The organism is Paenibacillus intestini (assembly GCF_030803945.1).
GTDB lineage: Bacteria > Bacillota > Bacilli > Paenibacillales > Paenibacillaceae > Paenibacillus > Paenibacillus polysaccharolyticus.
In genome coordinates, this window is sequence record NZ_JAURUN010000003.1 from 782,281 (window position 1) to 793,375 (window position 11,095).

General features: G+C 46.9%; 15 protein-coding genes. All 15 read left to right on the forward strand.

Annotated elements, in window-relative coordinates:
* Window positions 1–89 precede the first annotated feature (89 nt).
* The 15 genes from spoIIIAA to folD all read left to right on the forward strand — a co-directional run bounded on the left by spoIIIAA (window position 90) and on the right by folD (window position 11,095).
* Window positions 90–1,094: a stage III sporulation protein AA gene (gene spoIIIAA, locus J2T16_RS12770; RefSeq protein WP_221788515.1), complete on the forward strand. Its 1,005-nt coding sequence runs from the start codon at window positions 90–92 to the stop codon at window positions 1,092–1,094.
* Window positions 1,087–1,605: a stage III sporulation protein SpoIIIAB gene (spoIIIAB, locus tag J2T16_RS12775; protein WP_154888439.1), complete on the forward strand. Its 519-nt coding sequence runs from the start codon at window positions 1,087–1,089 to the stop codon at window positions 1,603–1,605. Before spoIIIAA ends, spoIIIAB begins: the two co-directional genes overlap by 8 nt.
* A 29-nt stretch (window positions 1,606–1,634) precedes the next feature.
* On the forward strand, window positions 1,635–1,838 hold the full coding sequence (gene spoIIIAC, locus J2T16_RS12780; RefSeq protein WP_017687585.1) for a stage III sporulation protein AC: 204 nt from the start codon (window positions 1,635–1,637) through the stop codon (window positions 1,836–1,838).
* Window positions 1,839–1,869: 31 nt separating this feature from the next.
* Complete coding sequence (spoIIIAD, locus tag J2T16_RS12785) at window positions 1,870–2,259, forward strand: stage III sporulation protein AD (RefSeq protein WP_090922532.1); 390 nt, start codon at window positions 1,870–1,872, stop codon at window positions 2,257–2,259.
* Window positions 2,260–2,279: 20 nt separating this feature from the next.
* Window positions 2,280–3,470 carry a stage III sporulation protein AE gene (spoIIIAE, locus tag J2T16_RS12790; RefSeq protein ID WP_221788516.1) on the forward strand — a complete coding sequence of 397 codons (1,191 nt, stop codon included), beginning with the start codon at window positions 2,280–2,282 and terminating at the stop codon, window positions 3,468–3,470.
* 31 nt (window positions 3,471–3,501) lie between these two features.
* Window positions 3,502–4,347, forward strand: coding sequence for a stage III sporulation protein AF (spoIIIAF, locus tag J2T16_RS12795; RefSeq protein WP_221788517.1), 846 nt, complete (start codon window positions 3,502–3,504; stop codon window positions 4,345–4,347).
* Window positions 4,348–4,362: 15 nt separating this feature from the next.
* Window positions 4,363–5,001, forward strand: a complete 639-nt coding sequence (gene spoIIIAG, locus J2T16_RS12800) for a stage III sporulation protein AG (RefSeq protein ID WP_221788518.1) — start codon at window positions 4,363–4,365, stop codon at window positions 4,999–5,001.
* 68 nt (window positions 5,002–5,069) lie between these two features.
* Window positions 5,070–5,900 (forward strand): SpoIIIAH-like family protein, encoded by an 831-nt coding sequence (locus tag J2T16_RS12805; protein ID WP_221788519.1) that lies wholly within the window; start codon window positions 5,070–5,072, stop codon window positions 5,898–5,900.
* 139 nt (window positions 5,901–6,039) lie between these two features.
* Window positions 6,040–6,510: an acetyl-CoA carboxylase biotin carboxyl carrier protein gene (accB, locus tag J2T16_RS12810; protein WP_090922713.1), complete on the forward strand. Its 471-nt coding sequence runs from the start codon at window positions 6,040–6,042 to the stop codon at window positions 6,508–6,510.
* A gap of 53 nt (window positions 6,511–6,563) precedes the next feature.
* A complete protein-coding gene (gene accC, locus J2T16_RS12815; RefSeq protein WP_090922521.1) occupies window positions 6,564–7,907 on the forward strand; it encodes an acetyl-CoA carboxylase biotin carboxylase subunit in 1,344 nt (447 codons plus the stop codon).
* Between the two features lie 217 nt (window positions 7,908–8,124).
* Entirely contained in the window at window positions 8,125–8,535 is a 411-nt protein-coding gene (locus tag J2T16_RS12820) for an Asp23/Gls24 family envelope stress response protein (RefSeq protein ID WP_090922519.1), read from the forward strand.
* 146 nt (window positions 8,536–8,681) lie between these two features.
* The gene (gene amaP, locus J2T16_RS12825; protein WP_090922517.1) at window positions 8,682–9,221 is read left to right on the forward strand and encodes an alkaline shock response membrane anchor protein AmaP; all 540 of its coding nucleotides are present in this window, start codon (window positions 8,682–8,684) and stop codon (window positions 9,219–9,221) included.
* A 14-nt stretch (window positions 9,222–9,235) separates the two neighbouring features.
* Entirely contained in the window at window positions 9,236–9,469 is a 234-nt protein-coding gene (locus tag J2T16_RS12830; RefSeq protein ID WP_090922515.1) for a DUF2273 domain-containing protein, read from the forward strand.
* 215 nt (window positions 9,470–9,684) lie between these two features.
* On the forward strand, window positions 9,685–10,137 hold the full coding sequence (gene nusB, locus J2T16_RS12835) for a transcription antitermination factor NusB (RefSeq protein ID WP_154888448.1): 453 nt from the start codon (window positions 9,685–9,687) through the stop codon (window positions 10,135–10,137).
* A 100-nt stretch (window positions 10,138–10,237) separates the two neighbouring features.
* Window positions 10,238–11,095: a bifunctional methylenetetrahydrofolate dehydrogenase/methenyltetrahydrofolate cyclohydrolase FolD gene (folD, locus tag J2T16_RS12840; RefSeq protein ID WP_090922511.1), complete on the forward strand. Its 858-nt coding sequence runs from the start codon at window positions 10,238–10,240 to the stop codon at window positions 11,093–11,095.

Consider the following 11,095-nt stretch of genomic DNA (forward strand, 5'->3'; position numbering starts at 1 on the left):
TTCAGCGTCATAAAATGAATGTACAGGCATAAACTTGAGATATGAACAAGCATCAGAGATGAAATTAATCAAGTTGGAGGAGCCTACTCATGAAAGTGAAATGGAGGGATCTTTTTCCGGAACCCATCCGAACCATTCTGGGCAGAATGCCGCCCGCCTTATTGGAACAAGTAGAGGAAATCCGTATTCGAGAAGGCAGGCCGCTGGAAATTAATGCAGGAAACAATTATCACTTCCTCACTCCAGAAGGTGTACCAACGGGAAAACCAGAGGAAGCTTATGTTCCTCTGAAAGAAGCAACGCACAGACTGCTTGATCTCATAAGCAACCATTCGCTCTATACCTTGGAAGAAGAATTACGAAAAGGATTCATCACCATCCCGGGAGGGCATCGAATCGGACTTGCTGGCCGGACGGTGCTTAGTGGAGGACGTGTAGAATATTTACGGGATATCAACGGATTTAACGTCCGTGTTGCCCGGGAAGTGCAAGGCGTGGCTGACCCGATTCTTCCATACCTGCTAGATATGAGGAACGGACAGGTGATGCATACCTTGATACTATCTCCACCGCAGCAAGGCAAAACAACGTTGCTACGAGATTTGGCAAGGCAGATCAGCAACGGCACGAAACTGACAGCCGGTGGTGAACTGAGGCAGGGGATACGCCCGCGACTAAAAGTGGGCATTGTAGATGAACGTTCTGAGATAGCGGGAAGCTATAAAGGTGTGCCTAGCTTCGATGTAGGGCCGCGCACAGACGTAATGGATGGATGCCCCAAGGCTGAAGGCATGATGATGATGCTTCGTTCCATGTCACCGGACGTTCTGATTGTGGACGAGATTGGTCGGCCAGAGGATGCGGAGGCAGTTATGGAGGCCCTGCATGCAGGAGTTTCTGTCATTGCCACGGCTCACGCACGGGATCTGACTGAACTATCTGCAAGGCCTGCCTTGAAAACACTGATTGCCGAGCAGATGTTTCAGCGTTATGTACAGCTGCAGCGGACGAGCAGAGGCATGAGCTTTCGACTGTCCGATGGCAAGATGCGAGGACTGCAACAGACCGGGTCAGGAGGTGAAGCCTTTGCTTAATATGCTTGGCGCCTTGCTGATTCTGCTAGCAAGTACTCTCGCTGGTTTTCACAAGGCGAGGCAATATGCATTGCGGCCAAGGCAGCTACGTGAGTTGATTGCGGCCCTACAGCGGCTGATGACAGAGATTAATTACGGCTTAACGCCGCTGCCTGATGCGATGAACAAGATGGGGGCCCAGACCAAAGAGCCGGTGAGAACTCTTTTTTTACATGCCTCCACACAGATGGAACCCCCACATGGCCTTACAGCCAGGGAGAGTCTGCAAGCCGGTGTCGAGGAGGCATGGGGGAAATCAGCGATGAAATCAGACGAGCGGGAGGTCATGCTACAGTTGAGTTACAGCCTTGGCACCAGTGATCGTCAAGATCAGACCAAACATATTTCGTTAGCCATTCAGCAACTTATGCATGAGGAATCCCGCGCACAGGCCGATCAAGTGAAGTACGAACGAATGAGCCGCAGCCTGGGGATGCTTGTCGGAGCGTTAATCGTCATACTGATCTTCTGAAATAGCCGGGATAGCGAGGTGCCAAGGTCATGAATTTAGAAGTGAACGCAATCTTTCAAATTGCGGGCATTGGAATCATTATAGCGATGATTCATACCGTATTGAAACAAATGGGAAAGGAAGATATGGCTCACTGGGTGACCGTAATCGGATTTGTCGTTGTACTGTTCATGGTTGTTCGAATGCTGGACAGCCTGCTACAAGAGATTAAATCCATATTTCTTTTTCAATGAAATCGGTCATGAAGCCGGATGGTGGTGACCCGTGGAGATTATTCAAGTTGTTGGTCTGGCACTCATTGCAACCGTATTGATTTTAGTCATTAAGGAACAAAAGCCGATGTTTGCCTTTCTGATTGCGGCAGCCACTGGTGTAGTGATCTTTATGCTGTTGATTGGCAAAATTGGCACAGTCATTGAAGTGCTGAAGCGACTTGCTGAAAATTCCGGTATGGAGAGCATCTATCTGAAAACGGTATTGAAGATTATCGGCATTGCTTACATTGCTGAATTCGGTGCACAGATTGTCAGAGATGCAGGGCAAGAGAGCATCGCCTCCAAGATTGAACTAGCTGGCAAAGTGCTGATTCTTGTACTCGCGATTCCGATCATTAGCATCATTATCGAAACCGTGATGAAACTGATGCCGGTGTAGAAAGGGCGGGCGGATAACTGATGAAATTGATGCATAACAAGCCGCGCTGGCGCCTCATCATTGTGCTGATGATATGTTTCATGTTCGGTGTAATTGGACAGGTTGTAGCCACCACGCCTTCAAACGAGTGGATAAAGCAGCAGGCTGATGAGCTTCCGAAGGATCAGGTCGAGAAATATTGGGATCAACTGATGAAACAGTACGGTGGTTTTTTTCCAGAAGGCAAAACGCCATCGTTCATGGATATGTTAATTCCCGGGAATGAAGGATTCAGTCTGAAATCGGTATTTTCGGCAATTGGCACGTTTATGTTGCATGAAATTTTATATAACGGCAAACTTTTGGTCACGATCGTGATGTTGACAGTGCTGAGCATGATTTTGGAGACACTTCAGACTGCTTTTGAGAAGAACAATATTAGTAAAATTGCATATGCCATCTGTTATCTGGTCATCATTATCATCGCAATCAACAGCTTTAGCGTAGCAATTGGTTATGCAAAAGAGGCTATATCCGGCATGATCAACTTTATGATGGCGATGGTTCCACTTCTGTTCACACTGCTCGCTTCGATGGGTAATGTCGTTACCGTTTCGGTGACGCACCCGCTAATTATTTTCATGATTCATCTCGTAAGTACGCTGATCCATCTGCTAGTGTTCCCACTTCTCTTCTTCTCGGCTGTGCTGCATCTGGTGAGCTCGCTTTCGGATAAATACAAATTGACACAAATGGCTGACCTGTTGCGAAACATCAGTGTAGCCTTGCTGGGCATTCTGCTGACGATGTTTCTGGGGGTTATTTCGGTACAGGGAGCTTCGGGATCGGTTGCGGATGGTGTCAGTTTGAAGGCAGCCAAATATATTGCAGGAAACTTTGTACCCGTTGTAGGGAGGACATTTGCAGATGCAACGGACACCGTGATCACGGCATCGTTGCTTGTCAAAAATGCAATCGGACTGACAGGTGTCATTATTATCTTGTTCCTCTGTGCGTTTCCGGCCATTAAAATTCTGGCGCTGGCCTTGATCTACAACGTGACCGGAGCGATCATGCAACCTTTGGGAGAGACGCCGATCGTAGATTGCTTGCAAGCGATTGGTAAAAGCATGATTTATGTGTTCGCGGCACTGGCCGCCGTTGGACTCATGTTTTTCCTGGCAATTACGATTCTGCTGACCGCAGGCAATCTTACGGTCATGATGCGTTAAATACCTGTCTGCAGGAAAGGGGCTGGATAGGATGGGGTGGCTGAGCAACTGGCTGCAGGATCTGATCATGATCGTTTTACTGGCAACGTTTGTAGATATGCTACTCCCGAATCGTTCCATGGAACGGTATGTCAAGCTTGTGCTGAGCCTTCTCATCCTGCTGACCTTGTTATCCCCCATCACGAAACTGTTGAAAAGTGATCCGGTAGGGGAACTAAAACGCGCCATGACCGCAATGGATGCACCTCCTGACGGGCAAGCCACACTGGAGCAGATTCTGGCTCAAGGGAAGCGAATGCAGGCGAGTGAACAACAACAGTCCCTAAAGTGGACGGCGAAGGAACTCGCTAACGTTATGAAAGGTCAGATTGAAGAGACAACTGGAGCAAAGGTTCAGTCGGTTGAGGTACAACTGGCGATGAAGAAATCAAATTCGGATACCCAAGCAACCACTTCTGTTGAACTGCCTGTCATTCAGCATGTGAAGGTGCAACTAGCAAGTGGAAAGGGTGATTCGAAAACGGATGCGGCCGAACCTGTGAGTAGCAACCCGATGAAAGAAACCAAAGATTCGTTAGAACATGATGAAAATTACCCGAGTACTCAACCTGTGCAGATTGATCCAGTTGAAATTAAGAATATACAGATTGAGTCAAACGGGCAGCGATCCGAGCAACCAAAGAGAGATCAGGTAGCTTCTAATCAAGCATCCGAACCCTCCGTTACCCGGAATGATAGTGAAGATTCAAACGTTAAGCAAACTAGTGTTTCACGGTCTGAACACGCAGTACAAATCATCACATTGCTCAAAGAGAAGTGGGAAGTTGATGCGAGCCAGGTGCGAGTGACGGAGACAAACAATTCAGAAGTGCTCTGAAAAGGAGGCGATCCGATGAAACACTGGTTCAAAAAGCTGGAAAGCTGGATGGGTGGCGGTGAAGGCGGTGCGAAGCGCAGTCAAACCTTACGGTGGTTAATCATTTTGGGACTGATCGGTGTGGGCATCATGCTCTTTAATTCCTTTGTCAACGTCAAAAAGATCGATTCTGAAAACATCGGTCGTGAACCACCAGAACAAGCTACTTCCATGTCGACTATGCAAAATGGTTTGTTGGAAGAAAACCCTTTTCAGGCGATTGAAATAGCATTCGAAGACAAGATCAAAGGCGTGTTGGAAAATATCGTTGGTGTAGGCACTGTGGATGTGATGGTTACCGTGGATTCTACGGAAGAACTCGTGGTGCAGCGGAACGTCAAAGATTCACAGCAGCTTACCGAAGAGACGGATGCCAATGGCGGTAAACGGCATATGACGCAATATACCCGTGACGGTGAGATCATTACGTACGAATTATCAGGGGATCAGACACCCATTGTCACGAAAAAGCTGAAACCGCAAATCCGCGGAGTGCTGGTGGTGGCAAAAGGTGCAGAGAACAAGGTTGTGAAGGACCTCATTACAGATGCCGTTGAAAAAGGTTTGAACGTAGCGGCTTACCGGATCTCGGTTGTTCCGCGCAAACAGGATTAAAGCTTTGAATGACGATAAGAAGAGATGTGTTGTCAGAATCAACCCTATTTTTGAGGAGGAACTTCTAAATGAATAACAAACGTCAAACAATATGGCTGGTTTCCATGCTGAGTCTAATGGTTATCTTGTCCGCCTATTATCTCTTTACTGAAGATTCCGGGCCCGTTAATCCCCCTGTAGCTGACAGTCAGCAAGTAGATGCGATGAAACAAGGCGAGGCAAAGGAAACCGCTGGTATTCTTGATCCAACAGAAGGTCTGGTGATCAACGAGGTCGTGAACAGCGGAGAGATTAAGGGTGATTCCGGTGCGGCGAGCCCGGCCGAAAACACAACTGGCGCAGAAGGTAAGGAAGCGGGAAGCGCAGAAAAAACACCTGCTACTGAACCAGGCAGCAAAGAAGGAGAAACGGATCAAAAGTCAGAAACTAGTGTGGAAAAAGGAGCGGTGACTACCCCAGGAACGGAAGGGGAAACAGAGGGGACTGCTGCTAAAACGGATGAAGAAGTGCTGAAAGAGATGGAACAGCAAAATACGGCTGTGTCGGCAAGCAGTCAGTTCCAGAATTACCAGTGGCAGCGTGAAGAGAGTAACAACCGTAAGTACGAGGAATTGATGACTATTGCAGGTGATCTTAGTAAAACACCGGAAGAAAATGCAAAAGCAACAGAACAGCTCCGGGTACTTGAAGATAAAGAAGCCAAAATTACAGGCATTGAAGAGACACTTTCCCAGCAATTCGCAAATGCAGTCGTTCAAGAAGAGGCTGACAAGTATAAAGTGGTGGTTCTGAGTGACAAACTTGACGTTAAACAGGCGGTTTCTATTGTTGATCTGGTTATGAAAGAATTGTCTGTATCACAGAACAAAATCAGCGTGCAATATGTCACAGAACAGTAATCGGAAATGTGATAAGGAAGCCCCGGGAGCCTGTTCGACTCTCGGGCTCTTTCCATTTTTAATGATTATGATATAATACTAAAAGCCATATGACCGTCCTCGTGAGACTGGCATGATGCCGAAGGAGTGAATAATGGAAATGTTTAAATTGAGCGAAATTAAAGAACTGATCAAGTTGGTTGATGAAAGTTCTGTTCAGGAATTGGAAATTGAAAATGAAGGATCACGTTTGTCGATTCGCAAACCAGGTAAAACGGAGTTCGTACAGGCTGCTGCCGTACAACCGCAAGTGATTGCTGCTCCTCAGGTGCAACCTGCTGCTACCGCAGTGGTTAGCGAGGCTGCCCCGCAAGCCGATACAACAAGTCATTTACATAAAATTGTATCTCCGATGGTAGGTACATTTTACAGAGCTTCCTCACCGGAAGCTGGTTCTTTTGTGAGTGTGGGTGATAAAGTTGTTGAGAAAACAACGGTATGCATCATCGAAGCCATGAAACTGATGAACGAGCTTGATGCGGACATCAAGGGAGAAATCGTTGAAGTGCTGGTTGAAAATGGACAGCTTGTCGAATACGGACAGCCTCTGTTCCTGGTAAAACCGGAATAACGGTTTACAGGTTTATAGCAACCGCATGAGCTTCGAAGGAGGACAAAGACGAAATGAAATTCCATAAAATATTGATTGCCAATCGTGGTGAGATTGCTGTGCGCATTATTCGTGCCTGCCGCGAGCTTGGCATTTCGACAGTGGCTGTTTACTCGGAAGCGGACAAAGATTCCTTGCATGTCCGTCTTGCAGACGAGGCCTACTGTATCGGACCAACACTGTCTAAAGACAGTTATCTTAACTTTACTAACCTGATGAGTGTAGCTACTTTGACGGAATGTGACGCCATCCACCCTGGATACGGTTTCTTGGCCGAGAATGCTGATTTTGCGGAAATCTGTGATTCCTGCAACATTACATTCATTGGTCCTTCACCGGAAGCTATTACCAAGATGGGTGACAAGGCTGTAGCGAAACAGACGATGAAGGATGCAGGCGTACCTGTTATTCCTGGATCAGACGGCCTTGTGGAAACTACCGAAGAAGCGATTATGATTGGACGTGATATCGGGTATCCTGTCATTATCAAAGCTACCGCTGGTGGTGGGGGTAAAGGGATTCGGATCGCTGAAAACGAAGAGCAATTGGTAAAACAAATCACGGCTGCACAGCAGGAAGCTCAGAAAGCATTCGGGAACGCCGGTGTGTATCTGGAGAAATTCCTGACAGGCATGAAGCACGTTGAAATTCAGATTATGGCTGACAAACACGGCAATGCCGTGCATCTTGGCGAGCGTGATTGTTCGGTTCAGCGCCGTCGTCAGAAGCTTGTTGAGGAAGCACCGTGTCCTGTGATCAACGAGGAAGTCCGTACGCTCATGGGAGAAGCTGCTGTGCGAGCTGCACTTGCGGTGAATTACTCCGGAGCCGGTACACTGGAATTCCTTCTAAGTCCAAACGGGGAGTTCTACTTTATGGAGATGAATACTCGTATTCAGGTTGAACATCCGGTTACCGAGATGGTAACGGGTGTCGATCTGATCCGTGAAATGATCTCTGTTGCCGAAGGTAATCCGTTATCTTTCCGTCAGGAAGATGTGGTTATTAACGGATGGTCCATTGAATGCCGAATTAACGCTGAAGATCCTGACCGTAACTTTATGCCTGCACCAGGCAAGATTGGTTTTTACCTTGCACCGGGTGGCCCTGGAGTTCGGGTGGACAGCGCAGCGTATCCTGGTTACACAATCTCACCATTCTATGACTCCATGATTGCAAAATTGATCGTTTGGGGCGCAACTCGTGATGAAGCGATCGCCAAAATGAAGCGTGCTTTGGCAGAATTCGCGATTGAAGGCATCTCAACAACGATTCCTTTCCATCAGAAACTTCTGGAGCATCCAACGTTTATTCGCGGAGATTTTGATATTAAATTTCTCGAGGAAAACGAGATTTAACAGTCATATTGGACTTGTTTGTCATAATCTAGCCCAAATGATATAGTATGTAATAATAAGAGCGCATGTCTCCTGCATCGGATAAGCCCGCCTTCTAGCGGATGGTTGCAGGAGCTCCGGTAAAGCCGGACCGGAAGGGTTCTGAGTGTTGTGAAAATGAACCGGCACCCTGACGGATGGCCGCAAACTTATCTCGCGAAAGGTGTGTTGAACATTTATGAGTACACTACCGACAGAATTTGAACGCACGGATATCGGTGAAATCCAGATCGCACCTGAAGTTATCGAAGTGATTGCTGGACTTGCAACTGTGGAAGTTAAAGGAGTAGCTGGGATGAGCGGTGGATTCGCAGGTGGATTCGCGGAATTGCTCGGCCGCAAAAACCTTTCAAAAGGAGTTAAGGTTGAAGTAGGTCAACGCGAAGCTGCAGTGGATGTTTCCGTTATTATTGAATATGGATACCGTTTGCCGCAGGTTGCTACTGAAATCCAACAAAACGTGAAGCGCTCCATTGAAAACATGACAGGATTGAACGTAAATGAAGTGAATGTTCACATTCATGACGTTCAATTCAAGAGTGCTGAAAAGGTGGAAGAGATCGACCTGAACACGCAACGTGTAAAATAATAAGACAGATTTCCCCCGGCACTTCTGTCGGGGGTTATCCCGTCTTGGACGGGTCTTTCGTTATGCACTTGAGACGGACAAGGTGATCAACGTTAAGCTTTTCAGCAGTTAAGCAATGTGAGTGAGCAAGGGAGGCTGTGCAGTTCGTGGCTAAAATACTGGATCGGCTTCTGTTGTTTATATACAGCATAAGCGTAGGAGCAATATCGGCAGCGGTAATCTTACTGATTAGCGGTGTGCTGCCATACGAATTGAATTACCAGCAGGAACAAAATGTTATTGTTGCGTCAATTGTCGCGGCAGCGATTTTGTTTGTCCTGAGTTTACGTTTTTTCTACATCTCGATTCGCCGCGAGCGTGGCTCGTTACCTTCTGTGGATCAACGTACCGAGTTCGGGGATGTTCAGATTTCAATGGAGACAATTGAAAATCTCTGTTTGAAGGCTACTTCCCGTTTTCGTGGAGTACGTGACGTCAAAGCGCGCATCCGTGTGGTGGAGTCAGGACTGGAGATTAAGATTCGGGCTGTTGTGGATGGGGAGACACCTATTCCGGCGCTGACTACGGATCTGCAAAAGGCGATACATGATCATGTGCAAGAGATTACAGGAATTCCTGTTTCTTTTGTAACCGTATATATCGCTAATGTGACCCAGTCGCCTAACTACAAGAGTCGCGTGGAATGAGGTGAGTTTCACTGATGTTGTGGAAAGAGCTTTGGGATAGCTACAAGGGACGTATTCTAGGCGTTGCCTTTGGTATTTTATTGGGATTTCTTTATGTTTGGATCGGTTTTTGGGATATGTTGTTCTTTGCACTTTTGGTGTTCATCGGGTATACATTTGGCAGACGAAGCGATGAGAAGCTAGGCTCGTTCATCCCTTGGGGAGAGTTACGACAATGGCTTGGAGATCGCTGGCGTCCGTTCAAATAAGCCTATCAGAACCCTGCAATATGTTTCTTCCGAAAATAGAACTGTAGTTTGAGTTGCCCGATTTTTGGAGGAAACGTGTTGCAGGTTTTTTTGTGAAAAGAGAACGCAATATCAGAGAGGAGCCATGGGTATCCTGTATAGGGTAATGAAGTGGTTTCTTGAATTTTAAAATAAGCATGATGACGCTCGGGAATGAGCGCTGCAGGAGGCAGGACATGAAAAGACGTTTGGCAAGGGAAATTGCAGTACAGAGTCTGTATCAGATGGAAATGAATGAAGTAAGCGCGTCTGAAGCGGTAAATATGCTGATTAATGAAGCGGCTGAGGAAAATGAAACGGAAGTTGAAATCCGTGATGAAGAAAAAATGCGTAGCTACGTTACCGAAATGGTGCAAGGTGCGTGGGGGCATAAGGAAGCGATTGATGGTTTGCTTGTGGACTATTTGAAAGGCTGGCAGCTGAGCCGTTTGTCACGTGTAGACCGCCAAATTTTGCGCTTGTCCACCTATGAGATGGTATTCCGTGATGATGTACCAGCCAAAGTTTCTGTCAACGAAGCGATTGAATTGTCGAAGTATTTTGGTACAGATGAATCAGGCAAGTTCGTCAATGGTGTTCTTGGCCGCATGATTCAGGAAGTGGATAGCATCAAGCAAAAATTATCCTAAGGGAACTTTCTGATGGAGTAGAGTAGACAAGCCAGCTTTTCTGTAAGGATGTATCTAGATCGTTTTATCTAATATATGTTCATATAAGGGAGAGAGTACAATGACAGCATCTATTATTAACGGTAAAGAAGTATCCCAAGAGCTCCGCGCAAGCATGACCGCAGAAGTAAAACAACTAAGCGAACAGGGAGTAGTACCGGGTCTGGCTGTTGTGCTCGTGGGGGAAGATCCGGCTTCTCAAGTTTATGTGCGTAATAAGGAAAAAGCATGTCATGACCTCGGCTTTTACTCTGAAGTACATCGGTTGGATGCAAGTACATCGCAAGCGGATTTGCTAGCTCTCGTGGACAAGCTGAACAATCAGAAGTCCATCAATGGTATTCTTGTGCAGCTTCCACTGCCGAGCCACATTGAAGAGAAAGCGGTAATCGATGCGATTGCTGTAGATAAAGACGTAGATGGATTCCACCCAGTGAATGTGGGGAATTTGGTTATCGGTGATGACAGCTTGCTCCCGTGTACACCTGCCGGTGTCATTGAATTAATTAAACGCACGGGTCTGGAAATGTCCGGTAAACACGCTGTCGTTATCGGTCGTAGTAACATTGTAGGTAAACCGGTGTCCTTGTTATTGCAACGTGAAAATGCAACCGTAACGATGTGTCATTCCCGTACGGCTAATATGAAAGAAATTACACGTCAAGCGGATATTCTGGTCGTAGCGATCGGTCGTGCCAATTTTGTGGATGCCGATTATGTTAAACCAGGCGCTGTTGTGATCGATGTCGGCATGAATCGTTTGGATAACGGAAAACTCGCGGGGGATGTAGATTTTGAAAGTGTAAAAGAAGTCTCTGGCCCAATTACACCTGTTCCCGGCGGCGTGGGTCCAATGACGATCACCATGCTGATGCAGAACACTTTGATCGCGGCAAAACGCGCTCACGGATTGGCCTAG